Below are 23,977 nucleotides of genomic sequence, written 5' to 3'. Positions count from 1 at the left end.
AATCCCAGCTTTATCCTGATTAGCATTGACCATGGTTCGTTCCATAATACAGGCTACGGGATTAGTAATTAAATGATAGCGGAGTAACAAATGGGCAACCCAAATACTAAATTTCTGGTAGTGGATGATTTTTCTACGATGCGTAGAATTGTGCGCAACCTGCTCAAAGAACTTGGTTATAACAATGTTGAAGAAGCAGAAGATGGTGCAGATGCCCTCAACAAGTTGCGCAATGGTGACTTTGAATTCGTGGTTTCCGACTGGAATATGCCCAACATGGACGGTTTGACCATGTTGCAGAATATCCGTGCAGACAGCAAATTATCCAAATTGCCTGTATTGATGGTCACTGCCGAGGCAAAAAAAGAAAACATTATTGCTGCGGCCCAGGCCAAAGCGAGTGGCTATGTGGTGAAGCCTTTCACTGCGGCCACACTTGAAGAGAAGTTATCCAAAATCTTTGAAAAATTGGAAAAAGGCGAGGTGTAACCATGACCGAAGCGATCAATCCGAATCAGGATCATGCGGCGATGGATCTTGCCTCTAACCTGATCTCCACGATGAGTCCCAATCAGCAAGAGGAAATGATCAGCCGGATTGGACACATGACCCGCTCCTTGCACGATAATCTGAGTGCGCTGGGCTATGACAAGGTGCTGGAACAAGTCGCGCAGGAAATTCCTGATGCCAGAGACCGGTTAAGTTATGTGGCAAAAATGACTGAACAGGCGGCTGAGCGTGTGCTGAACGCCACTGATCTGGCCACGCCTTTACAGTCAGAGTTATCTGATCGGGCTGCAGTGTTGAAGCAACGTTGGGAAGAGGTCATGCAGCGTGCTTCGCTGAAATCGGAATACGATGCTGTTGTCCATGAAACACTGGAATATATGTCACTGGTCAGTCAACACACATCGACGACCAAATCGTTACTGATGGATATCATGATGGCGCAGGACTTTCAGGATCTGACCGGCCAGGTGATCAAAAAAGTGACCTCACTGGCACAAGACCTGGAGAGACAATTGGTGCAAGTGTTGGTGGATTTTTCTCCTGCGGCCAAAAAAGACGAAGACTCCTTGATGAATGGTCCACAAATTGATCCACATAACACCGTGGATGTGGTCGCCAATCAGGAACAGGTGGATGATCTGCTGGAAAGCCTGGGCTTTTAACTCTCAGCGTTTATCCAGTGTCATCCTGGCAAAGGCATCTTAGGATGCCTTTTTTATTGATCAGGCAGACTTCTACTTATTAAAGCCCGACGCGCTCTTCGGGTTTTAGCGCAGCGAGTTCCTCATCCGAATATAAGCGGCCTCGCGTGATAAAGGCCATGCCACTGCCACAATCGAGAGAAAATGAGCCACTGGAGCCCGGCATCGCATCGAGGATGGTGTGCGTACTGTGCATAAAACTGAAATGACTGTCACTCATGTAAAAAATAGCACCACCGGGCAAGGTTCCCAGTTTGACATCCATCGGATTGGCGATGTATTCGGCAGCTGGTAAGCACATCGGGCCACTACCTTCACAACATCCGCCTGATTGAAAAAATACAATCGGGCCATGCTGAGCGGTTAATTGCTCAATGAGCGCGATGGCCGCTGGCGTTGCAGAAACACGTTCAGTCATGCTTTTCCCCTGTTTATATTGTGATAGATAGATAAAAAAAGGAGCGAAAAATTCGCTCCTTTAGATCAAACTAATGTCTGTTTTAGCATTCCCGCCAAGATTTAGAAGAATCCCAGTTTTTTCGGGCTGTAGCTGACCAGCAGGTTTTTGGTTTGCTGGTAGTGGTCCAGCATCATTTTATGCGTTTCACGGCCAATGCCGGACTCTTTGTAGCCACCGAATGCGGCATGCGCAGGATAAGCGTGGTAGCAGTTAGTCCAAACGCGGCCAGCCTTGATGCCACGGCCCATACGGTAAGCGCGGCTGCCGTCACGCGACCAGACGCCTGAACCCAGGCCGAAAATGGTGTCGTTGGCAATGCTCAGTGCTTCAGCTTCATCTTTAAAGGTGGTCACTGCCAGCACAGGTCCAAAAATTTCTTCCTGGAAGATGCGCATTTTATTATGACCTTTGAACAAGGTCGGCTTGATGTAATAGCCTTCAGCCAGATCACCGCTGAGTACATTACGCTCACCTCCGCATAATAACTGCGCACCTTCCTGACGACCAATATCCATGTAGGAGAGGATCTTGTTCACTTGGTCTTGGGATGCCTGCGCACCAATCATGGTGTTGGGGTCAAGTGGGTTACCTTGCTTGATGGCTGCAACACGTGGCAATACACGCTCCATAAACTTGTCGTAAATGGATTCCTGGATTAACGCACGGGAAGGGCAGGTACAGACTTCACCCTGGTTAAATGCAAACAGCACCAAGCCTTCAACGGCTTTATCCAGGAAATCATCATCGGCAGACATGATATCTTCAAAGAAGATGTTAGGCGATTTGCCACCCAGTTCGAGGGTTGCTGGAATCAGGTTGCTGGCTGCAGCCTGGGCAATATAACGGCCGGTGGCTGTCGAACCAGTAAAGGCGATTTTCGCGATACGCTTGCTGGTAGAGAGTGGAGCACCTACCTCACGGCCAAAGCCGTTGACGATGTTGATGACGCCAGGTGGAATCAAATCAGCAATTACTTCCATCAGGATCAGCAGGCTAATCGGCGTGAACTCTGCAGGCTTCATTACCACCACGTTACCCGCGGCCACAGCTGGCGCCAGTTTCCAGGCGGCCATCAGAATAGGGAAGTTCCACGGAATAATCTGGCCGACCACGCCTAGTGGCTCGTGAAAGTGGTAGGCAACGGTATGTTCGTCCAGTTCACTAATGCTGCCTTCTTGCGCACGCAACGCCCCGGCAAAATAGCGGAAATGGTCTGCTGCCAATGGAATATCGGCATTCATGGTTTCGCGGATAGGCTTACCGTTATCGACGGTTTCCGCAGTCGCGATCAACTCAAGGTTTTGCTCGATGCGATCAGCAATTTTCAGCAACAAGTTGGAGCGATCAACGACAGAAGTCTTGCCCCATTTATCGGCTGCTGCATGCGCTGCATCCAATGCCAATTCAACATCCTCGGCGCTAGAGCGTGCAGCTTGTGTGTAGGGCTTGCCAGTAATAGGCGAGATGACATCAAAATATTCACCTTTGACCGGTGCAACCCATTTTCCACCGATAAAGTTATCATACTTGGCTTTATAGGGCACTTTAACGCCCATCGCCTTGAGAAGATCCAAACTCATAGTAACTCCTGTGTTTTTTCTATTAATATCGTAGCAGAACTGCTCTCCAAACCGCCTACATCAAATCGCAACTAGATATCGCGATAAACATACGTTAACACCTTATTTTATAAGGCTTAGCCGTGTGTTTGTGTGCTAAACATTAAACCTTAAAAATAACAAAAGCAAGCTTTTTAGCCAACTTTATACTGTTTTATAAGATAGCAGACCTGACATCTTGCTAGCCCTAAAACAGGCCATATGCAGTGTGAAAGTCGCCAGTGATTGCATCATAAAATGATTTGGCGTCTTTAACTTTTATGGGTATAATCCCGCCTTCTTTCGGAGAGATGGATGAGCGGTTTAAGTCACCACCCTGGAAAGGTGGCATAGGGGCAACTCTATCGAGGGTTCGAATCCCTCTCTCTCCGCCAGCAGTAAAATAAGGCCTGTTTTCTGTTACTAATTAATAAGTTACGGATAACAGGTCTTTTATTTTTACCTTGCGCTTTTACCTTACGTTTGCGTGATGTTCCTAGCTCGTTGATATTCATTTTCAACGTATATAAGGAATAAACAATGTAACGCTTAGCATCACCCCTCAACACATTGACAACACCTTTTGCTCATCGTATTGCCTTTGAGGCTGTAGACTCGTCCGGCTTAATCGAGACATGGAGAGAGGGCGGGGCGCTTGGAGTTAAACTTAAGGTAATCCTGAATTAAGTAAGATAGATATAGATATGAATACCCTTGTGATTTAATCAACTATTCAGAAAATAGGTAGCGAGAGAGTTACTTAAAGAGGGTATCCATAACTGTCCACGGGAATACATGCGTATAGCCAGTGTTGTGATGGTCTTTATTCAGAATAGCCTCTTTGATGAAGCTGAGTATTATGGGGCCAGTCACTCGTTAGCCTTCCCAGCACCTACAGACAACACAGTCCAGATAAATAGGGTTGCCCTTTGGATTCTCAAGAAACTCTTTAAGCCAGGCATCTATTATCAGATGTGCGGTGTGATGCTAACTGAGTTAGTGCCAGCCGCTGGGCGACAGGCTGATATGTTTGGGTTTGGTAAAGGGCGGGCTAGGGCGGACGCTTTAATGACTCTCATGGACTCCATCAATAGCAAGTATTCCCGAGGGACTATTAAGCTGGCCTCTGAGGATTTCCATAAGGCATGGTCTATGAAGCGAGGCTTTAAGAGTCCAAACTTTGCTAGCTGGGAGGAGTTGCCCGAGGTGAGGGCTTAGGTGCGCCATGGAGACACTTTAATCGCACGGCAATGGGGTGTCTTGGGTTGAGGTGCGATGATACGCTGTAGCTCGATTCTGAGCGTTTGTTCAGGCATAATGGTTAGATAATTACATATCCATAATCGAAAATATGAATCCAGCTCAAAGACTACTTGCACTGTATGATAAGTTTCTTCAGCAACCAGATAACATTCATGTTGGGCAGGCATGGGCGCATACATTTTCATTAAATCTTGAGTTAGATTATGAAGATGATTTGGTTACAAGTCTCATAGCTTTAAGAGAGCATATGCAGTTTGTATGTAATCTTTTACCGACCTATGGTATTGAGCGAGACTTAGGCGAGTCAGGCATCTCTAAACTAAAGCAATTCACATCCCCAACCACAATCTACAACAATTGTGGAGAAACCAAGAAAGCTCTAATCGGCTCCGATACTAGAGTGACCTTGACATGGACTTCAGCATTACTTAAAAGCTTGAATGAGGAGGAAGTGAGTGAAAATGAGATTGACGAAATCTTAGAAGCAATTCGCTTGCTCGAAATTGACATAATTGCGATAGAAATGTCTCCAAACATGAGGCATTTTATTGTTGCTCAAATCAAAGCGCTAAGAAAGTCAGTGTTATCAGCCAGAATCAAAGGCGCTCAATCCCTTAGAAGTGCAGTTACCAGCTTCACTGGTGAGTGTCTGATTCATAGTGACCAGCTTAACGCAGAGTTGGCAGAGGCTGACGAGGAAGTAAAAGGTGTGGTTTCTAAATTGAGTATTATTGTTAAACGAGTCGCTGAGGCTGGTGATGTAATGGACAAGATAATCAAGCTATGTCAAAACGTAGACTCTGGGTACAAGGCAGTAAAACCATACCTCCCTTTCTTAGGGCCATGATTCGACCAAACCCCGCCGACCATCAAGAGACCGATTAAGGCTTGATTCATGCCAGAGCCTTCTTCGCTGGTGATGCTTCAGCCGCTCTTAAGTACTGATAAAGGGTCTCGCTTGAGATGCCATATTCACGGGCTAGAGTAGCTCTATTCTTCCCCCCCCCGTTGGCCTTATATTTAGCCACTAGCTCAGTTGCTTAGGGTCGCTTTGAATACTTCTGTATTAAGTATATTTAGTGAGCGGTTGGCTTAGTGTAGAGTTTCCTGAGCTTTGCATTGGTGCCTGACGTTTCTCTTAACTCTCTTGCAAAGGCTAGTAAGAGTTGGTCTGCTTCTTCAAATTGTTCAGAAAGACTAAGCTGCTCTGCTGTGTTCAATACGTGTAAGGCCGCCTCATACTTTCCTAGCTTTTGCATTGGTCGTTCGGCGGCTTTTAATACCATTCTGGCATAATCAAAAGCGCCCTCATCAAACTCTTCTTTGTCGCCTTGGCTGGCTAGACCACAAACGCCCATTAAGTAGTCAAAGGTGTTTTCAACATCCTCCACAGTTTTGTCCTGCAATATCATGCTACTTCCTGAGTTTCTCTAATGCTGATAATAGTAGCACGGCTTATCTTGTAGTCTCTAGACAACTGACTTACAGACACCCCATTAGCCAACTGCTCAAGAATCACCTTACGCTCTTCGCTGGTGGTCTTTGCTGGCCTCCCTTTAGTCTTGCCTGCCTGCCATGCTTTAGCCTGTCCTGCAAGGGTTCTCTCGCGAATTAGGCCACGCTCAAAGTCAGCAACGGCAGCGAGTATCTTTAAGGTGAACGCTCCAGCCTCTGAGGTAAGGTCAAGGTTGCCTAACTGCAAGACTATCAACCGGACATCGTTAGCCTTAAACCACTCCACCTGCTGCTGTACGTCTATGGAGTCACGGCCCAATCGGTCAAGCTTGGTGACTATGAGAGTGTCTCCCTTGTCCAGCTTGACCTTAAGTTTGCTAAAGCCTTCCCTTGAGTCCGCTGGAGTTGCCCCTGAGACCTTCTCAAGGATGACTCGGTCAGGCTCAGGCTTGTACCCAGCTTGCTCAATCTCTAATAGCTGGTTCTCAGGGTCTTGCTCAACTGTAGACACTCGACCATACACAAATAATTTAGACATCAAACTAACTCCATTAACTGTTGGAAAGTGGTGTCAGTTTATATCGGTATGTTATTAAATGCAATAGGCTACTTTCTAACATGTTAATTTCAGACTGTTAGAATATGACCACTTTCTGACAGGCTTGCTCTTACTTACCAGTATTGGGTTAAACTCGTCGACGTTAAATTAAATAGCTATACACAATAATCAAAGGAAGTTTATGGATTGGTATATAACAGCTTGGAAAAAGGCTTTAGTCTTCAAAGGTCGAGCAAGAAGAAAAGAGTATTGGCTGTTCTTCCTATTTACTCTACTTGTCTCAATGCTTCTGGGTCTAATCATGGGGATGGCTGAATCCTTGATTGGAGAGCAGGAGGTGTTAAATAAGCTGCTAAAGAATGCTTTTATAATCGCCTCAATGATTGCAGGCTTTTCAGCAGGTGTAAGGAGAATGCACGATATAGGTAAAAGCGGTTGGTGGATTATTGTTCCAGTCGTAAGCCTTGTATTTGCATATTTAGACAGTCAACCACATGAAAATGAATATGGAGCCAATCCAAAGGCAGCACCAGCAGTATGAATAATCAAACTATTCAATATCAATTTGTAAATATCGAGCAACCAGAAGATATTGAAAAAATCTTAAGTTTCATGGAGGCGGCTTCAGGCGCATTTAACTCTGGAGATTATGAAAAATATAGAGACTTGTCTTATTCTTACATTGAGTCTTCAGAGAGAAATGGTAGAGAGTTTATTATTGGTTTAATGAAAAGTGGTCTCCGAATTATTAGGTGGACTGCAAAGCCATTCAGTGAGCCAACATGGCCAATTTTTAAAACGCTGAAGTTATGTCCTGAGCCAATTTTCTGGATTGATGTATTCTTAAATGATGGTCTACGAGAGAAGGACTATCAATTGTATTTTGCACTGCCTGCTAATGCTGATGTTGACGGTGTATTTAAGAAGTGCGCCTACATAGAAAGACAGAAGCCTAAGCGTGCAAAGTCCAGCTCTAAGAAGAAGGAAGTTTGACCCTTTAGCCACACCTCAAGACACCCACGGGGGGTACTTCGCGTTCCTTAAACTATCAATATCCCCACGAAAATTTGTGTTGAATTTTTATATCTGATTAAAGGTTTGGGTCAAACACTTCGAGTCTTCTTATTCTTCTATTCGCGTAATCAATCATACATTGCATGTGCATGCTTGCCGCTGCTGTTCCTGTGGGTGGGAGTAACATTGTCGATTCTGCATAGCAATCTTTTTCTCTAAGCTTAACCCAAGCTTTTTGAGACTCTATAACCGCTTTTTTCGAAACGGAGTATTGCTGAATCTCGTCGTCAGGCTCGGACAATATGGAGAGAATCTTCTTATATTTAGCATTTAGTCTTTGCTCGGTCTGCTTAACTGCATTAGACATGCATTCATCCATTTCAATTGTGTTCTTAGACTCCTGACATTCGGGAGTGACAGCGTGAGCCATATTAGAAATGCTTAAGCCAAACCAGAAAAGCACACAGAGCTTCTTCATTATTCTTCCTTATTATTCACCAAGGTTTTAACTATAACCTTGCACAAGTGCATGAGTTCCACTTCTGCTGGATAATAAATTATTGCATTCAAAACGAACATTCGATTGTCTTATGCATAATAGAGCGTTAAGCCGACTGCACATAAAAGCAATGACACAACTAAAGCCCATTCAGCTAAGTGTACAAGGTTAATACGCTCTAAGAACGTCTTGAGTTTGTTATCTGGTGAGAAACGCTTGAGGAGTAGTCTAAGTAGCAGGAGTGCTCCCAAGAACAGAAGCAGGCCTGCAATGTACAAAGAACTAGATACAAAGATGTTAAACCAGTTCATTAAGTCCTAACAATTTAAAGGAAACTAGTTGCTATATCTACAGCCACGGCTCGAAGGGGTGGCACGGGGGGAGCAGCCTGAGCATAAATCAATCAATCAACTCAAACAAATTTGCTGTGAAATTTGATGTTTGTAAATTAAAACTTAGGGTCAAACTCATCGAGTCGCTTTATTCTTATTTTTGCATGGTTAATCATACAGTCCATGTACCAACTTGCCGTACCTGTGCCATTAGTCATTGTTTCTTCTGCTTCGCAATCCTTATCACGAAACTTCACCCATGCTCTTTGAGATTCAATCACGGCTTTCTTTGAAATGGAGTACTTCCAACCATCTTCATCAGGTGCAGATAATGCCTTTAAAGTCTTCTTGTACTTGGCATTAAGCTTTTTCTCAACCTTCTCTAGCTCAGCCTCCATGCATTCATTAATCTGGATAGTACCTTCTGCTTTTTGACATAAAGGAGTTAGGGCATATGTTTTAGTTATGCTGAGGCAAAACAACATGACTATGTAGATGATTTTCACGCGGTTTTTCTATTATTAGATTTGAGAGTCATTCTACTATGCCAAATCAGGTAATGGATAAATCAGGTTCTCAATGTCCACCTTAAGCACACTCACAGGTGCAGGCTTGTTGTACACCTTGCCCGTAGTGCCATATTTCTCATGGCCGACAATATTGTCTGCACCCCAGCATCATCCAAGAAGGTAATAAGCGAGTGTCTGAAACTGTGAGTGGATTTGTCTTTATTGAAGCCCAAGCAAGTCTTAAGCGTCCCGAATCGCTTACCTATGGCATTAGACCTCTCGCCGTATTTATTAAAGGTCAGACCGGATAGTAAGTAACGATCCTTAGAGTTTTCCTTAAGACGCTTCACTACAGGTTCAATCTTGCTGTGGATAGGGATAGACCTTATCCCAGCTTTAGTTTTGGCATCTGTAATGTTAAAGGCGTTATCTGAGACATCTTCAACCTTCAGGCTACATATCTCTTCAATGCGTGCTCTCCAGTGTAAGCCGCAAGGGATATCAGGTCTACAAGGTCTTGTTTGCCTTTGAGGTTGGCCGTATTCCATAGAAGTAATACTTCCTCTTTCGTCCATGCGTCCTTAGCGTCAGCTTTGTCTTTTTTCTTGCGCTTATGTGAGAGGATGTCTCGGAATGGCTCAAGGTCAGCTATAGACTCCTCATACGGTTGTATATATTTTCAATAGTTCCGGCAGTCGCTTATGTATCTGTTGAAGCCTTTACTCCACTCTCTCCGCCAAATAAAAAAAGCACCCAATAGGGTGCTTTTTGTTTAATGTAGATCGTTATTTCTTTTTCTCTGCTACTTTTTCGGTTTTATTAGCCTCAGCCGCAGTTGCTTTCTTGGCGCCGACGCTCACATCTTTCTTCAGGTTTGCCAAGGTTGCCTGGCCTATGCCTGGCACTTGATCCAGCTCTTCCACTGACTTAAAGCCACCACTCTTTTTTCGATATTCAATGATGGCTTGCGCCTTGGCCGGACCGATACCATTCAGGCTTTCAAGTTCAGCCTGGCTGGCCGTATTGATATCAACCACCGCATAAGCGGCTGGCAATAAAAGGAAATACATCAGGTAACCCATAAGCGTTTTCATCATATGACCTCCAGAATCGTTAAGTATAAAAAAACAGGCATTGCGCCTGTTTTTAATTCTACTGAGCCCGTTCCTGATCGGAAGGTTAACGTCCTTAAATTAATTTAAAAATGTTAAATATTTTTAATAATTGTATTTAATGCAACAATCGGGTCATCTGCTTGTGTAATTGGCCTGCCTATCACCAAGTAGCTGGCGCCTAATGCGATGGCATCTGCAGGCGTCACAATTCTGGTTTGATCGTCCTTTGCAGAGTCCTTGGGGCGAATGCCCGGGGTGACCAGACAAAAGTCAGGCCCCAATGCTTTTCTGAGCATGCTGGCCTCTTGTGCTGAACAAACTACACCATCTAAGCCAGATTGTTGTGTCAGTGTGGCCAATGCGAGTACCTGTTCAGGCAGGGCGCGCTGGATCCCCAAACTATGCAACGTTGGCGCATCCATACTGGTTAATACCGTGACAGCGATTAGCAGCGGCGCTTGATCACCAAATGCTTTATCCAAGCCTTCACGTGCGGCCTGCATCATGGGTTGCCCCCCACTGGCGTGAACATTGACCATCCAAACGCCTAAATTTGCGGCGGCCTGACAGGCTTTTGCCACAGTATTCGGGATATCGTGAAATTTGAGATCGAGGAACACATCGTATTGCCGCGCAACCAGTTGTTCGACAAGCTGAGGCCCGGCGGCGGTAAACAGTTCCTTACCCACCTTGAGTTTACACAGGCTTGGGTCAAGCCGATCTACTAGCGCGATTGCCGATTTGGCATCTGCATAATCCAGGGCAACAACAATTTTACTGTCGGTCATAAAGGAATTGTCTTAGGAATGAAACGGGTTGGGGAAGGGCGCCAAACGGTTTTATTTTCGTTTAAGTAACTTGATATCTCGAATGGTCGCTTCAGTGGGTTCGGGCGGCAGCGACTCCCAGGCATTACAGGCTGGGCATTGCCAATGATATTGTTTGGCCCGGAAACCACATTGGTCGCAATAATAGGCGGCACGGTCGCCAATGGCATTGCGAACGGTTTGCTGCATCAACTGCAAATCATGCTGTTCATCCTGGAGCATGGCACGCGCTTGGAGCAATTGATCCAGCGATTTGAGGCTGGGTTTGCGGATTAACTCGTTACGGGCAAGTTTTGCCGCTTTATCCGCACCTTCAGCCTGCAGGGTGGCCTCATACAACACCGACATAATGCTACTGAGTTGATACAACTCCAGATAGTAATGGAGTTGGCTCAGGCCTTCCTTTAAGCCTCTGGACAGTTTGAGGTCGCCTTCGCTTTCCTCTTCACCATACAGCGCGGCATAGCTTTTAAGCATTTTTTGCGCGACCAGGCCCAAATGTTCTGGATGCTGCATTTCTATGCGTTTCCAGAGCGCAATCGCATCGGAATGATGACCTTGATGTGCCGCGATATCGCCCAGTAAGACATTTGCGCGTACACAGTTCTTATTGGCGTCCAGCGCTTGTTCGAGTTGGACTTTTGCAGAGGACCAATCCTGCTTGATCATCGCATTGGCAGCCAATTCACAATAATACTGAGCGACCTCTTTGCGGTAAGACACGCCTGACGAACGCTCTAATTCGGTGGCAATGCCAATGCCGAGCGACCATTCGCGTTCCTTGACATAAATCTCAAGCAGGTGACGTAAGGCCGCTTGTTCATAGCGAGTATGGCGCAGTGTTTGAAAAATTTCTTCGGCACGATCATACAGGCCTGCCTTGAAGTAATCCTGCGCCAATTCTACTTTGATTGATGTCGATTGCTGCTCGGTGAGTTCGTAGTTTTCGAGCAGGTTTAAGTGCAAGTGAATCGCGCGGTCTGTCTCACCTGTGCGGCGAAACAGGCTCCCCAATACAAAATGCAGCTCCAGGGAGTCTTTGTTCATGTAAAGCGCTTCACTGAACGCATCCACCGCTTTGTGGTACTGGTCAGCAATGAGCAGATTCAGACCTTTAAAATAGGTGGCTGGCAATGAGGTGGATTCAGCAATCAGTTGCTTGATATCCACGCGGGCTGCAATCCAGCCCAATGTAAAAAACAGAGGCAGAATCAATAACCACCAATACTCGAATTCAACCAGCATAAAAGCTCTCTTGTTTGATCACATGACATTTTACCCAAGCGCTCCTCAATGCGCCATCAATAGCGGTCTGAGCGGCCAAAAAAAAACGGTATCCGAAGATACCGTTTTTTACTGCTGAATCACAAAAATTAAGATTCGATCGCGTCTACGCGGTCACGCAACTCTTTACCAGCCTTAAAGTGCGGCACGTATTTCGCTGGCACCTGTACTTTGGTACCAGTTTTCGGGTTACGTCCCAAACGAGGCGGGCGGTAGTTCAAGCTAAAGCTGCCAAAACCGCGTATTTCGATACGCTCACCTGTTGCCAGGTTTTCCGTCATTGCATCAAGGATGGTCTTGACGGATAACTCTGCGTCTTTCAGCACAAGTTGCGGAAAGCGCTGGGCAAGCAGGTCTATTAGTTCAGATCTTGTCATGATCTAAAGCCTTCTTATTTTTTGCTATCCAGTTTGGCTTTCAGCAAAGCACCCAGGTTAGTTGTCCCGGCAGAAGCTTCATCAATCATGACATCATCCGCTTTTGCTTTTTTGGCTTTTGGTTTACCACCTTTGTCTTCGCCAATTGGTGCGCTGTTGCCGCTTGGATCTTCAGTCAACTGTTTAACGCCCAGAGAGATACGCTCTTTCTCAACATCAATGCCCAAGATAACAGCTTGCAGCTCATCACCTTTCTTGAAGTTGCGGATCGCTTCTTCGCCAGACTGAGTCCAGGACAGGTCAGACAAGTGTACCAAGCCATCAATACCGCCTGGCAAGCCAATGAACACACCAAAGTCAGTGATAGACTTGATCTGGCCTGAAACTTTGTCGCCTTTAGCGTGGGTTGCAGCGAAATCATCCCATGGGTTTGGTTTGCACTGTTTCATGCCCAGTGACAGACGACGACGGTCTTCGTCGATTTCCAGAATCATCACTTCAACTTCGTCGCCCAGTTGAGCGATTTTGCCCGGGTGGATGTTCTTGTTGGTCCAGTCCATTTCAGACACGTGTACCAAACCTTCAATGCCTGGTTCTACTTCAACGAACGCACCGTAGTCAGTCAGGTTAGACACTTTACCGAACAGGCGTGTACCGACTGGGTAACGGCGGCTCAATGCCACCCATGGGTCGTCGCCCAATTGTTTGATCCCCAGAGAAACACGGTTTTTCTCTTGATCGAATTTCAGGATCTTGGCTTCAACTTCTTCACCAACGGTCAGCACTTCAGATGGGTGCTTCACACGGCGCCATGCCAAATCAGTGATGTGCAACAGGCCATCGATACCACCCAGATCCACGAACGCGCCGTAGTCAGTGATGTTTTTAACGATACCCTTGATCACAGCACCTTCAGTCAGGCTACCCAACAATGCTTCACGGTCAGCACCCAAGGTGTCTTCCATCACAGCACGGCGGGAAACCACGATATTGTTACGCTTGCGATCCAGCTTAATGACTTTGAAGTCCCACTCTTTGTTTTCGTAAGGAGTGGTGTCTTTAACTGGACGAATGTCTACCAGTGAGCCTGGCAAGAAAGCCATGATGCCGCTGACAGAAACGCGCAGACCGCCTTTAACACGGCTGCTGACAAAACCTTTAACTACACGGCCTTCGTTCATGGCTTCTTCCAGATCCAGCCATGCTTGCATTTTCTTCGCTTTTTCGCGAGAAAGTTGTGTAGAACCAAAACCATCTTCCAGTTTTTCGATCGCTACTTTAACGAAGTCGCCAACGGCAACTTCCAGTTCGCCTTGTGCGTTTTTGAATTCACTGGCGTTAATTACGCTCTCGGATTTCAAGCCGGCGTTCACGATAACGAAATCATTGTCTACAGAAACTACTTCGGCGGTGATTACTTCACCAGCGCGCATTTCCTGGCGGGCCAGGCTTTCTTCGAAGAGGGCTGCAAAAGATTCCATGGAAGAGGATGTATTAGAAATAGAAGCCATTAAAAAATTGTCCAATTTTTACTCGCATGAAGACAGGCATCTTGCAGCGAGCCATTGCAAGGCAAAAGCGCCAACAATGGAAAAGGTTTAAAAAATATTGCCCAAGCGTGACTTGAGCAACCCGAATCCAAGACTATACACAAAAAAATTATTGGGTTCAATGACTTATGTGTGTTTTTATTTAGTTTGCGCCGCTTTTTTAAATGCTTCGATAATGATATTCACCGCTTGCTCAATATTGATGTCGGTGGTGTCCAGCAAAACCGCATCTGGCAATTGCTTGAGTGGCGCGACTGCGCGCTGGCTATCGCGTAAATCGCGCTGCTGCAAATCAGCTAGAATCAAAGCGTATTCTGCGTGATCGCCGCGTTGAATTAACTGATCGTAGCGACGTTTTGCGCGCGTTTCGACCGAGGCTGTCAAAAATATTTTCAATCCGGCATCCGGGAAAATGACAGAGCCAATATCGCGGCCATCGCCAACCAACCCAGGGGCTTGCCTGAAATTGCGTTGCGTTTGCAACAGCGCGGTGCGTACGGCAGGGTGGACAGCGACTTCAGAGGCCCCTTTGCCCATCTGTTCTGTACGAATATGGTGGCTGACTTGCTCGCCGTTTAAATAAGCTTGGCCATGCTCAAACTTGATCTGCATCTGTGTCGCGATATCAGCCAGTGCATCAGCATTTGACCAGGCCACGGCTTGTTGAGCAGCGGCATAAGCCAATAGACGATAAATCGCACCCGAGTCCAGGTAATGAAATCCAAAATGGATAGCCACGCGTTCAGCGACGCTGCCCTTGCCAGAAGCAGAAGGGCCGTCAATGGCAATGACTGGAGGGAGAGGATTATTCATAATAAATTTTACTTATCAATTAGTTAAAAACAATGAATTGGATTTTGACTTTTGGCTTTTATATCATGGCTACATCGTTAATAAGGAGCACACCATGATTAAAACCATGTCTTTTGCCATGCTGCATTTTAGCGTCGCGTTCACCATTGCCTATCTTTTCACAGGCAGCCTGCTGGTGGGTGGGCTGATGGCGCTGGTTGAACCGGCCTGCAACACCGTGGTGTTTTATTTTCACGAGCGTGCCTGGCAACAGCATCAGCATTCTCACGACGCGGCGCCTGCCGCAGAGCCTGACGAGCATGAATGGGCGTATGCGGCTTGAGAATGGCTAGCGAACAATGCTGGCGAATACCTTAAAGTACTCTGGAAAGGTTTTACCCACACATTTGGGGTCATTAATGGTAATGGGCACGCCGGCCAGGCTGAGCAATGAAAAGCACATGGCCATGCGGTGGTCATCATAGGTATCAATTACTGCGTTAGGGGTCAGTTGCAAGGGGGCGGTGACCTGAATGTAGTCCGGGCCTTCGACCACTGTGGCCCCGACTTTGCGCAGCTCTGTTGCCATGGCTGCAATGCGGTCGGTCTCTTTTACGCGCCAGCTGGCGATATTGCGTAGGGTGGTTGTACGGTCCTGATCCGAATCGCCATGCACAAACATGGCCATCACGGCTAAAGTCATGGCCGCATCGGGGATGTGATTACAATCAAGGTCAATCGCCTTCAATGTGCCTGTGTTTTCAGCACGCACGTGGTTGTCGCCATAGCTGATCCGTCCGCCCATGAGGTTGGCCGCTTCAGCAAAGCGGATGTCGCCTTGTATGCTTTGCGCGCCGACGCCGTTGACGGTGACGTCCCCCGCAACAATACCCGCACCAATAAAATAAGAGGCACTTGACGCGTCACCCTCTACATATATCTCTCCTGGCGCGTGATAACGCGCACCAGCAGCAATGTAAAAGTGCTGCCAGCCATCCCGTTGCACGGTCACACCAAAGCGTTGCATCAGGTTGAGCGTGATTTCGATATAAGGCTTGGAGATCAGTTCGCCTACCACTTCAATACTGGCCGGCTGGCCTGTTAGCGGCAAGGCCATCAACAAGGCTGTCAAAAACTGGCTTGACACATCACCTCGTATTTTGATCGCTTGACTGACATCCAGCTGCGCTGGCGAAATTTGCAGGGGAGGGTAGCCCGCATTCCCCAGGTAGCTGACTTGCGCGCCAGCCTGTTGCAAGGCATCCACCAAATCGGCAATCGGCCGCTCATGCATGCGTGCAATCCCATGCAAATGGTAGTCACCACCTGAGAATGCCAGTGCGGCAGTCAAAGGCCTAAAGGCCGTCCCCGCATTGCCCAGAAACAAATCCGCTTGCTTATTGGGAAAGTTGCCGCTACAGCCCGTGACTTGCCAGGCATTTTCAGAGATATTTTCCAGCTTGACGCCTAACGCTGATAAGGCCTCCAGCATTCTGGCGGTATCGTCTGAGGCGAGCAAGTCGCGAATGACAGTGACGCCGTCAGCAAGTGCTGCGAGCAATAGCGTACGGTTTGAGATACTTTTTGAGCCAGGCAAGGTAATTGCGCCTTGGGCTTGGTGGGCAGCGGGTAAATGCAGTTGTTCCATAGCGATTGGTAATTATTGAATTTTTGACTTGGCCCAGTCATTACGTGCACGGCTGGCATGTTCAAACAAATCGTGCAAAGCACGACTGTCATCAGCCTCCAAGAGTGCCGTCATGTCGCTGAGCGCTTGTTGATAGAGCCTAAGTTCACTTAATAAGGCGGTTTTGTTAGCCAGTGCAATATCCCGCCACATCTCAGGATGACTGCCTGCAATGCGCGTAAAGTCGCGGAAACCGCTGGCGGCAAATTTGAACAACAATTCCGCATTGCTACGCTTGGCCAGATCCTCCACCAGTGCGAAGGCAAGCAGGTGCGGCAAATGGCTGACGGCTGCAAATACGCTGTCATGTTCTTGCGCACTCATGTGCGAAACCACTGCACCACATTGCTGCCAAAGTCTGCTGACTTGATCCAGCGCTGAGTTAGAGGTCTGCGCATCAGGCGTCAGAATGACATTCTTACCGAGATACAAATCAGCCATGGCAGCAGCAGGGCCACTTTTTTCCGCCCCAGCAATCGGATGACCACCCACAAATTGATTAACCTGGTCCCCAAGTTCGGCCCTCGCGTACGCCATCACGTCCGACTTGGTGCTGCCGGCATCTGTGATAATGGTCGACTCGTCCAAATAGGGGCGGATGGCCTTTAAAATCGCCGGCGTCTGTGCCACTGGAGTGGCAATGATAACCAGATCCGCCGCGTGCAGTGCAGAAGCAATATCCGTTTCCGCACTGTCAATCAAACCCAAATCCAGTGCTTCCTGCAAGCTTTGTTGAGCGCGGCCCACACCAACAATGTGAGGAGCCTCCGGGTGTTTTTTAAGGGCCAGCGCAATGGAGCCCCCTATTAAACCAACCCCAAAAATCACAATTTTCTTGAACATTTGTAAATTGTACCATGTCGAAGCAATGCGCCTTTAAGTTTGGCTCACCACCGTTTAAGGCGTATAATCCAAAGTCTGTATTGGGGCTGACCCGGTTTCGACGTGGGTTGCAAAGCAGTGCAGGGCATACCGAGGATTCAGGTTCCCTCGTAAATCCATCTGAAAAAGTATAGTCGCAAACGACGAAACTTACGCTTTAGCCGCTTAATCCCGGCTGAACGCTGCACCGAAGAGCCTCTCGGTCGGGCCGGGTAACCGGCAGCAGCGTCATTTAGAGAGGATCGTGCTTTACCGGGTTGCTTGGTAAGGCATTAAATCCAAGGCAACTCGCTTGTCATCTGCTTGCTCGTTGGTGGATGCCTGGTTAAATATAAACAACACAGCTAAGTATGTAGAACTGTCTGTGGAGGGCTTGCGGACGGGGGTTCAATTCCCCCCAGCTCCACCATTTGAAATGTTCAATGCATTGATTTGATTGAACAATGAGCGTAAAACAAAAAGCCACCTTCGGGTGGCTTTTTGTTTTACGTATGGGTTACGATAACTCCATAAAACGGTCTTCAATGAATTGTTTCTCGATTTCATTGCGCTGTTTCTCTGTGGTTAATGCCGCAAGCTGTTCCTCAAGTCTGCGTTTTTGTTGTTCCATTTCATTCAGTTGGAATTGTAGCTCTTTTGTGAATGCATCATTGGCTGATTGTATCGGGCGATTGTTCATGACCTGTAATTGCTGGATTTCCTGACGCAATTCCGCCATGATGTTTTCAGCCTCTTTGGCTTCTGATCTTGCTTTCATCATCATGGATTGATAGCTTTCAATCCGCTTTCTCATGGCAGCCATTTCGACATTTTCGTCAGCAGACAAATTGTTATTGCGCCGGAGTTGACCAGCCATTTGCTCTAGATGTGTTTGCAATTTATTCAGCTCTTGCAGCACAGGCTCACTCAATCGCTCAGCAATAATGTTATCCGAGGCTTCCGATAGCAACAAATCATCCAGGCGATCCCTGATCTCCTGTGCTACTTTATCAAAACGCTGTATGCTATTGATTAACAATGGATCTGATTGTTTATGGTTTTCCTCGTAGTTGGAAAATCTTCTATCCAGAATAGTACAGAGCGTGTCTAGTCGATCGCTGGATGACTCGAGCTCTGTATAGCACTTACCCAGTGCGTTAAAAAACTTTTCCTGCTGTAATGTATTGCTGATGAGCAACTTGACTAATAAAAAGGCGGCACCCAAGCTAACGATAATCCCGGCACCGCTCAGTAATTCACCCCAAGAAAATGGCATCCTATTCTCCTTACAGGAGTTTAATATAAGTAATAAATCCTGTTCCGATTTCTGGTACATGGATTCGATAATCCATACGGCCAGCATTGCTCTTCAACGACATCTCAAGGCGGGGAAATTGCCGACTGACTATACTTGATCTAGCCAGTTTCAATGGACCATTTTTATGTCCAATTGACATACCCGCACCAAACTCATCCATGAACCTTCTCGCTTCATCTAGTTGGTCGTTACTGGCGCCACCACTGGCGAGTATAGTTTTAAGCATTTCGGGTTTTTCATTATTCAACGCCCATAACAGGCCTACAGCGTTCATTTCCATGATAGCAAGCGCATTGACGGGGGGTGTTTTCCCGTTTTCGCCAAACAATCCAATGAAATTGTTTTCAGTCAAATCCGTTAAGCCCAGTGGAGGGCAGGGCTCTAGCGTAAAAGCCTGACCCTTAAGCATGCTTGAGAGCATTTGATGGCTAGTCGCGAGATTCTCTGGGATAGCCGCAGGCTGCTCAGTGATACCACCCACTGGAATGATCTCTAATATTTTTGATCTTAAATCAATATCTTGGAAGGGTTTGTTAATTACAAATCTTGCGCCACTTTGATAAGCCTGGTCGATTTTTTCGGCGGCAGATTCCGTGGTCACAAAGCCAATTGGGATTTTTTTTCCGTATGTTTGGCAGACATGCTGACAAAATTCAAGGCCACTGATTTTATGCATGTGCCAGTCAGTAATAATCAAGTCAGGGCGATAGCCCTCGAGAATATTCATCGCAGCTTCAGCATCTGTCGCAGTTTGAATTTCGAGCTTTGGATAATTACATCCTTCAATCGCACGTTTGATAATACTTTGTATTGCACGACTGTCATCCACAATCAAGAATTTGGCTGCTTCACCCGTCATTGTGCTCATAATGAAAATACCCCTGAAAACTTATGATTATTTACATCGAAGATCACCAGATTCACCAGGTCTTCGTTTGGTTTATCGCTTACAAATAAACGGCTAAATGTTGCCGTTTTTTGGAGTTCAAAGAACTCTTCTAAAGGAATCTCTTTGGGTAGGCCCAATTCACTGTGCTCATCTACAATCAAGCCGCCCCCCATGATATTGCATGTCTCCTTTTTGGCATCTTTGACATCCTCATCGGATAATTCGTCAGAAGATAAGCCAAACATATGAGATGCGATTTTGTGTGCCTCAGCATCATCTAATATCAAACCAATCGCAATCGACTCATGTTGCGGTAATTGGTCAATATAAAGTGGAAGAACAACCGCCATGAGGTTGTCATGATTGTGAAATGTATAGCGCTGACTTTCCTTGAAGTTGAAAGCGGAACCGCTTACAAACGACCAGGAGTCAGATATTTTTTTCACCATTTCCTGTGTAGGCAAAAGCTGCATGTAGCATCTCCAACAATAGGATATTGATGCTAACGCAGCTTAAAAAGGATTGAAGGCTGAATAAATGGTGTAAAAAGCAGGTAAATTTTTCAATTGCCATTCATTGGATTTACGCGGTGAATTAAATGATCCGCTTTAATTTCTTACAAAACTTGTACTTTGCTCGCTTATTCATCTCATCAAAAAAACGGATCTTCCATTCACACCTTACCTTCAGTGAAGCTAAATTTTGTTCACCACACGCAGTCATGCGTAATTTTCTACACTTGCGTGAACGTGGTGGTGCATAGGCCAGTTGTTTTACTTGATAAATGATAGTGCTAGGGACCACCATCTTACCCAATAACCATCTTCTGAGGAAAATAGGTTTCAAATTTAACTGATGGATAAGTTTCTGCTGATCTATGGTCCCTAGGAATTCCCCAATTTTTAAGCACCAGAGCAGGGTGAGTTGCGTTTGTACTTTTGCAATTTGTTTTTCTTCCCTCATTTTCTTCCCTTTTTCTTGTTTGAAAGCTAATACTAGCACTTTGTAAGGTAATGTAAATATTGATTTATTTGCAATCATTTAAAATGTCTTAAGTTTTCATTTAGTAAAGCACCAGTAAACACTCTCTTTAAGTAATCTTCTGGCGGAGTATGTGATGCTTTCTGATAGTAAAGAACTAAATTTCTGTGAAAATGATAACTTATTGAATTTTATTAATTTAACATAATATACATTATGCGAACAAAAAAGGACGAAGCTTCGCCATTTATCAGAAGGCGAAAAACAAAGTTTATTCGCCTTAGATATGTCTTAATAATTATGTTGGGATTGTTAATCTATAAAATAGATTAAATAGATACTTAGCATTACTGCAAAAGCTTAAATACCAAGATTGCATCGCCTTGATTAAAACCGAACAATGAATTACCGCCACTTACCACTGCAATATATTGAGTCTGTTTAGCCATATATGTAATTGGTGGCGCATTCACACCATATTGCGAGTGATATTGCCATAACACATCACCATTTTTACTGTTGTATGCAGCAAATGCACCAGCACCCTCACCGCAAAAAAGCAGACCGCCTTCAGTGCTCAGAACACCGCCAACCAATGGTTGATTCGTTTTTCGCTGCCATAAAATTTTGCCATCAGTCAGGTTAATTGCACTGAGTACGCCCCATCTAGGGTCGTCTGTGGGTTCACTGGCCGCATAGCGAATAGGTTTTTCGCCCGGATTCACTGTGGTTTCGTGAACGGTATATTTGATCGGGCTATGCATTGCAGCCACATAAACTTTCTGATGTTTTTCATCGAGGCTGACAGGTGACCAGTTGGCACCACCTAAAATGCCTGGATAGATGACAGTGCCTTCTTGACTTGGCTTGGCAAATAAATTGTGTTGTGGCACAAATGGGGCTGACTTGGTCAAGAACTGACCCGTGTTGCGGTCGTGAATGTAAAACCAGCCCGTTTTACTGGCCTGCCCCACGGCAGGAATAGTCTTGCCATGGTATTGATAGTCAAACAGGACTGGTGGGCTTGCCAGATCATAGCCCCAAAGATCGTGAGGAACTTGTTGATAATGCCATTTGTATTGACCGGTTTCGGTATCGAGCGCCACTAAAGAAACTGTATATAAGTTATCGCCTGGGCGCGAAATATCGTTCATTTGAGGTGAGGGATTGCCTGTGCCAAAGTATAGGGTATTAGTTGCGGTATCAATGGCTGGTGTACTCCAGGCTGAGCCCCCACCAAATTTTGCGGCGTCAGGGTAGTCTTTGAGTGCTGCCCGTTCAGCGGCCGTGTCTCTGTGAAACTGATTGCCATCGGCCGTTTTAGTCACAAACTGCCCTTCCCAACCCTGCTTGGGGATCGTATCAAACTGCCAGACCTGATGACCATCATTCACGTCATAAGCCGCCAAAAAGCCTGGACGGCCATAACGGCCAGTGACGCCGATCACCGCGCCCAAAGGCGCATCACTGCGTGGATTGTCAATATGCAAGCCATAGCCGACACCGGTAATGCCTATCATGACCTTATGATTGTAAACAACCGGGGCCATCGCAATGCCTACCCCGGTGCCCCCTGTCACTTTGCGGGTTTTATTGGGGTCATCACCACTTAAGGCGTCCTGGTGCTCGGTGCTCACCTGATTAGCGGCGACATCAATATCCCACTGCTTTGCGCCCGTTTTGGCATCCAATGCAATCAGCCTGGCATCCACTGTACCAATAAACACTTTGCCTTCTGCCACAGCTACGCCACGGTTAGCTGGACCGCAGCACATCGGCCAGTCTGGTTTGCGGTCGTGCGTGTATTTCCATAGCTGTTGACCCGTCGCCGCATCCAGCGCCAACACATGGTTGTAGGGCAAACTGACATACATGACGCCACTGACCACAATCGGAGTGGCTTGAAACGTGGCTTTTACACCGGTTTCCACTTTCCAGGCGAGCGCAAGCTGGTGAACATTTTTCTGGTTGATTTGAGATAAAGCAGAGTAACGCTGCGCCTTCAGATTTAAGCCATAACTTGGCCAATCGACATTGGCGGAAGCCGTTTTTTCTGGCTTGCTGGCATGCGAACAAGCCATAAGCATGACAGAAAGTGTCACTACAGCACATACCGTCGAAGTGTTGTTTTGCATGATGATAACCCCGGCTATATTTTTAACTATACAGGTTAGTATACACCTAAAACTTATCCGGCAACGAGTTCAGCATATCCCTCTGTAAACTCTAGCAACATTCACCTAAATTTTGGATGTGATAAAAAGTTTTCTATCCATGAAACTAATCTGGAGAACGAATGGACTTATACTAGGATCATTTAGTTAATACAATAATTATCATCATGACTTCACCTGTAACATTTGCCTTAAAATTGGCTGAAAAAGGCTACCTCTCTGATGCTTTGATCCGTAAAGGCATTCAACGCCTGTGCAAATCAAGGCTGCAAGAAATTTCTGAACAGGATTGTGAGCAAGCGCAGTCAAGTCTAGTCCAATTTTTGCAGGCAATGGCTCGGGCAGAGATCGCGCCACTGCCTGAAAAAGCCAATGCACAGCATTACGAAGTACCTGCCGATTTTTATCAATATTGTTTAGGTAGCAATCGCAAATACAGTAGCTGTTTCTGGTTGCCGGAAACACGCACGCTTGATGAAGCCGAGCAGCTGGCGCTCACGCAAACCTGTGCACATGCCCAGTTGCATGATGGTCAACATATTTTAGAGCTGGGGTGCGGCTGGGGTTCGCTGACGCTATGGATGGCCAGCCATTATCCGCAGGCGCAGATTACGGGGGTCTCAAACTCCGCTTCGCAGCGTGAATATATTATGAGTCAGGCAAAAGCGCGTGGTCTGTCAAACATTCATATCCTCACTGCAGACATGAATGTGTTTGATACCGAGCAAACTTACGACCGCATTGTTTCGGTTGAAATGTTTGAACACATGCGCAACTACCAAGTGCTCTATGGCAAAGTGGCGCGCTGGCTGAAGCCGGGTGGTTTGTTTTTCAAGCATATTTTTGTCCACCGCTACACCCCTTATGCTTTTGATGTCAAAGCGGAAGATGATTGGATGAGCCAGTATTTCTTTAGTGGTGGCATGATGCCTAGTGATGATTTGCCGCTGTATTTTCAGGATGATTTGAAACTGCTAGACAAATGGCGCTGGGATGGTACGCATTATGAAAAAACGGCGAATGCCTGGCTGCAACTGATGGACCAAAACCATCAGGCACTGACCCCTGTCCTGGCGTCTATCTATGGCCCGGCCGATGCAGAAATGTGGCGTCAACGTTGGCGGATTTTTTTCATGGCCTGCGCAGAACTGTTCGGTTACAACCATGGCCAGACTTGGTGGGTCAGCCACTATTTATTTGCCAAACGATAATCTGAAAGATT

Annotated in this window: 29 protein-coding genes, 1 tRNA gene and 1 other RNA gene; 10 read left to right on the top strand and 21 right to left on the bottom strand. The window is 46.3% G+C overall.

The window, feature by feature from the left end; all coding sequences use genetic code 11:
* Window positions 1-90: 90 nt before the first annotated feature.
* Both cheY and cheZ read left to right on the top strand, forming a co-directional pair.
* Entirely contained in the window at window positions 91-489 is a 399-nt protein-coding gene (gene cheY / locus ACT53G_RS03775) for a chemotaxis response regulator CheY (RefSeq protein ID WP_194746684.1), read from the top strand.
* 2 nt (window positions 490-491) lie between these two features.
* Window positions 492-1,172 carry a protein phosphatase CheZ gene (gene cheZ / locus ACT53G_RS03770; RefSeq protein ID WP_194746685.1) on the top strand — a complete coding sequence of 227 codons (681 nt, stop codon included), beginning with the start codon at window positions 492-494 and terminating at the stop codon, window positions 1,170-1,172.
* A gap of 79 nt (window positions 1,173-1,251) precedes the next feature.
* Here the strand turns inward: cheZ and ACT53G_RS03765 are convergent, their stop codons facing one another.
* Together ACT53G_RS03765 and exaC are read right to left on the bottom strand one after the other, a co-directional pair.
* Window positions 1,252-1,629, bottom strand: coding sequence for a DUF779 domain-containing protein (locus ACT53G_RS03765; protein ID WP_476168758.1), 378 nt, complete (start codon window positions 1,627-1,629; stop codon window positions 1,252-1,254).
* Between the two features lie 101 nt (window positions 1,630-1,730).
* Window positions 1,731-3,251, bottom strand: coding sequence for an acetaldehyde dehydrogenase ExaC (gene exaC, locus ACT53G_RS03760; protein WP_194746687.1), 1,521 nt, complete (start codon window positions 3,249-3,251; stop codon window positions 1,731-1,733).
* A 323-nt stretch (window positions 3,252-3,574) separates the two neighbouring features.
* Here exaC and ACT53G_RS03755 point away from each other — a divergent pair.
* From ACT53G_RS03755 to ACT53G_RS03745, 3 genes are all read left to right on the top strand, one after another.
* Window positions 3,575-3,664: transfer RNA gene (locus ACT53G_RS03755), tRNA-Ser, on the top strand.
* Window positions 3,665-4,064: 400 nt separating this feature from the next.
* Entirely contained in the window at window positions 4,065-4,487 is a 423-nt protein-coding gene (locus ACT53G_RS03750) for a DUF4113 domain-containing protein (RefSeq protein ID WP_476168757.1), read from the top strand.
* A gap of 133 nt (window positions 4,488-4,620) precedes the next feature.
* The gene (locus ACT53G_RS03745; RefSeq protein WP_476168756.1) at window positions 4,621-5,379 is read left to right on the top strand and encodes a hypothetical protein; all 759 of its coding nucleotides are present in this window, start codon (window positions 4,621-4,623) and stop codon (window positions 5,377-5,379) included.
* Between the two features lie 46 nt (window positions 5,380-5,425).
* Here the strand turns inward: ACT53G_RS03745 and ACT53G_RS03740 are convergent, their stop codons facing one another.
* Genes ACT53G_RS03740 through ACT53G_RS03730 form a run of 3 tightly spaced genes read right to left on the bottom strand, consistent with a single transcriptional unit; the run spans window position 5,426 to window position 6,525 of the window.
* Window positions 5,426-5,560 carry a helix-turn-helix domain-containing protein gene (locus tag ACT53G_RS03740; RefSeq protein WP_476168755.1) on the bottom strand — a complete coding sequence of 45 codons (135 nt, stop codon included), beginning with the start codon at window positions 5,558-5,560 and terminating at the stop codon, window positions 5,426-5,428.
* 48 nt (window positions 5,561-5,608) lie between these two features.
* Complete coding sequence (locus ACT53G_RS03735; protein ID WP_476168754.1) at window positions 5,609-5,944, bottom strand: hypothetical protein; 336 nt, start codon at window positions 5,942-5,944, stop codon at window positions 5,609-5,611.
* Entirely contained in the window at window positions 5,941-6,525 is a 585-nt protein-coding gene (locus ACT53G_RS03730) for a recombinase family protein (RefSeq protein ID WP_476168753.1), read from the bottom strand. The genes ACT53G_RS03735 and ACT53G_RS03730 overlap by 4 nt, the downstream gene beginning before the upstream one ends.
* 202 nt (window positions 6,526-6,727) lie before the next feature.
* Here ACT53G_RS03730 and ACT53G_RS03725 point away from each other — a divergent pair, with 202 nt between their 5' ends.
* Both ACT53G_RS03725 and ACT53G_RS03720 read left to right on the top strand, forming a co-directional pair.
* Window positions 6,728-7,087, top strand: a complete 360-nt coding sequence (locus ACT53G_RS03725; protein WP_476168752.1) for a DUF805 domain-containing protein — start codon at window positions 6,728-6,730, stop codon at window positions 7,085-7,087.
* Window positions 7,084-7,539 (top strand): hypothetical protein, encoded by a 456-nt coding sequence (locus ACT53G_RS03720; protein ID WP_476168751.1) that lies wholly within the window; start codon window positions 7,084-7,086, stop codon window positions 7,537-7,539. Before ACT53G_RS03725 ends, ACT53G_RS03720 begins: the two co-directional genes overlap by 4 nt.
* 97 nt (window positions 7,540-7,636) lie before the next feature.
* On the opposite strand, the gene ACT53G_RS03715 is transcribed toward ACT53G_RS03720, so the two are convergent.
* The 9 genes from ACT53G_RS03715 to cmk all read right to left on the bottom strand — a co-directional run bounded on the left by ACT53G_RS03715 (window position 7,637) and on the right by cmk (window position 14,866).
* Entirely contained in the window at window positions 7,637-8,038 is a 402-nt protein-coding gene (locus tag ACT53G_RS03715) for a lysozyme inhibitor LprI family protein (RefSeq protein ID WP_476168750.1), read from the bottom strand.
* A gap of 469 nt (window positions 8,039-8,507) precedes the next feature.
* Window positions 8,508-8,897, bottom strand: a complete 390-nt coding sequence (locus tag ACT53G_RS03710; RefSeq protein ID WP_476168749.1) for a lysozyme inhibitor LprI family protein — start codon at window positions 8,895-8,897, stop codon at window positions 8,508-8,510.
* Between the two features lie 92 nt (window positions 8,898-8,989).
* On the bottom strand, window positions 8,990-9,448 hold the full coding sequence (locus ACT53G_RS03705; protein ID WP_476168748.1) for a tyrosine-type recombinase/integrase: 459 nt from the start codon (window positions 9,446-9,448) through the stop codon (window positions 8,990-8,992).
* Between the two features lie 237 nt (window positions 9,449-9,685).
* Complete coding sequence (locus ACT53G_RS03700; protein WP_194746691.1) at window positions 9,686-9,997, bottom strand: ComEA family DNA-binding protein; 312 nt, start codon at window positions 9,995-9,997, stop codon at window positions 9,686-9,688.
* 110 nt (window positions 9,998-10,107) lie between these two features.
* Window positions 10,108-10,803, bottom strand: a complete 696-nt coding sequence (pyrF, locus tag ACT53G_RS03695) for an orotidine-5'-phosphate decarboxylase (RefSeq protein ID WP_194746692.1) — start codon at window positions 10,801-10,803, stop codon at window positions 10,108-10,110.
* Between the two features lie 51 nt (window positions 10,804-10,854).
* Window positions 10,855-12,087, bottom strand: a complete 1,233-nt coding sequence (lapB, locus tag ACT53G_RS03690; protein WP_476168747.1) for a lipopolysaccharide assembly protein LapB — start codon at window positions 12,085-12,087, stop codon at window positions 10,855-10,857.
* 128 nt (window positions 12,088-12,215) lie between these two features.
* A complete protein-coding gene (locus tag ACT53G_RS03685; protein ID WP_018985241.1) occupies window positions 12,216-12,503 on the bottom strand; it encodes an integration host factor subunit beta in 288 nt (95 codons plus the stop codon).
* Window positions 12,504-12,517: 14 nt separating this feature from the next.
* Window positions 12,518-13,984, bottom strand: a complete 1,467-nt coding sequence (rpsA, locus tag ACT53G_RS03680) for a 30S ribosomal protein S1 (protein WP_018985242.1) — start codon at window positions 13,982-13,984, stop codon at window positions 12,518-12,520.
* A 207-nt stretch (window positions 13,985-14,191) separates the two neighbouring features.
* Window positions 14,192-14,866, bottom strand: coding sequence for a (d)CMP kinase (cmk, locus tag ACT53G_RS03675; protein ID WP_476168746.1), 675 nt, complete (start codon window positions 14,864-14,866; stop codon window positions 14,192-14,194).
* Window positions 14,867-14,960: 94 nt separating this feature from the next.
* Here cmk and ACT53G_RS03670 point away from each other — a divergent pair, with 94 nt between their 5' ends.
* Complete coding sequence (locus tag ACT53G_RS03670) at window positions 14,961-15,188, top strand: DUF2061 domain-containing protein (RefSeq protein WP_194746696.1); 228 nt, start codon at window positions 14,961-14,963, stop codon at window positions 15,186-15,188.
* A 6-nt stretch (window positions 15,189-15,194) separates the two neighbouring features.
* Here ACT53G_RS03670 and aroA read toward each other — a convergent pair whose 3' ends face one another.
* The gene (gene aroA / locus ACT53G_RS03665; protein ID WP_476168745.1) at window positions 15,195-16,493 is read right to left on the bottom strand and encodes a 3-phosphoshikimate 1-carboxyvinyltransferase; all 1,299 of its coding nucleotides are present in this window, start codon (window positions 16,491-16,493) and stop codon (window positions 15,195-15,197) included.
* Between the two features lie 12 nt (window positions 16,494-16,505).
* Complete coding sequence (locus ACT53G_RS03660) at window positions 16,506-17,375, bottom strand: prephenate dehydrogenase (protein WP_313989185.1); 870 nt, start codon at window positions 17,373-17,375, stop codon at window positions 16,506-16,508.
* Window positions 17,376-17,457: 82 nt separating this feature from the next.
* Between ACT53G_RS03660 and ssrA the strand changes: the two genes are divergently transcribed.
* Window positions 17,458-17,823: a transfer-messenger RNA gene (gene ssrA / locus ACT53G_RS03655) on the top strand.
* A gap of 87 nt (window positions 17,824-17,910) precedes the next feature.
* Here ssrA and ACT53G_RS03650 read toward each other — a convergent pair.
* From ACT53G_RS03650 to ACT53G_RS03630, 5 genes are all read right to left on the bottom strand, one after another.
* Entirely contained in the window at window positions 17,911-18,729 is an 819-nt protein-coding gene (locus ACT53G_RS03650; RefSeq protein ID WP_476168744.1) for a hypothetical protein, read from the bottom strand.
* The gene (locus tag ACT53G_RS03645) at window positions 18,680-19,579 is read right to left on the bottom strand and encodes a response regulator (RefSeq protein WP_194746763.1); all 900 of its coding nucleotides are present in this window, start codon (window positions 19,577-19,579) and stop codon (window positions 18,680-18,682) included. The genes ACT53G_RS03650 and ACT53G_RS03645 overlap by 50 nt, the downstream gene beginning before the upstream one ends.
* On the bottom strand, window positions 19,576-20,073 hold the full coding sequence (locus ACT53G_RS03640; protein ID WP_194746764.1) for a chemotaxis protein CheX: 498 nt from the start codon (window positions 20,071-20,073) through the stop codon (window positions 19,576-19,578). Before ACT53G_RS03640 ends, ACT53G_RS03645 begins: the two co-directional genes overlap by 4 nt.
* 121 nt (window positions 20,074-20,194) lie before the next feature.
* Window positions 20,195-20,641, bottom strand: coding sequence for a hypothetical protein (locus tag ACT53G_RS03635; RefSeq protein ID WP_476168743.1), 447 nt, complete (start codon window positions 20,639-20,641; stop codon window positions 20,195-20,197).
* Window positions 20,642-20,928: 287 nt separating this feature from the next.
* Window positions 20,929-22,716, bottom strand: a complete 1,788-nt coding sequence (locus tag ACT53G_RS03630; protein ID WP_476168742.1) for an outer membrane protein assembly factor BamB family protein — start codon at window positions 22,714-22,716, stop codon at window positions 20,929-20,931.
* Between the two features lie 206 nt (window positions 22,717-22,922).
* Here ACT53G_RS03630 and ACT53G_RS03625 point away from each other — a divergent pair, with 206 nt between their 5' ends.
* Window positions 22,923-23,966: an SAM-dependent methyltransferase gene (locus tag ACT53G_RS03625; protein WP_476168741.1), complete on the top strand. Its 1,044-nt coding sequence runs from the start codon at window positions 22,923-22,925 to the stop codon at window positions 23,964-23,966.
* Window positions 23,967-23,977: the final 11 nt, after the last annotated feature.

This window comes from Methylophilus sp. DMC18, from assembly GCF_056314005.1.
This window is presented reverse-complemented; position numbering and strand designations above follow the sequence as displayed.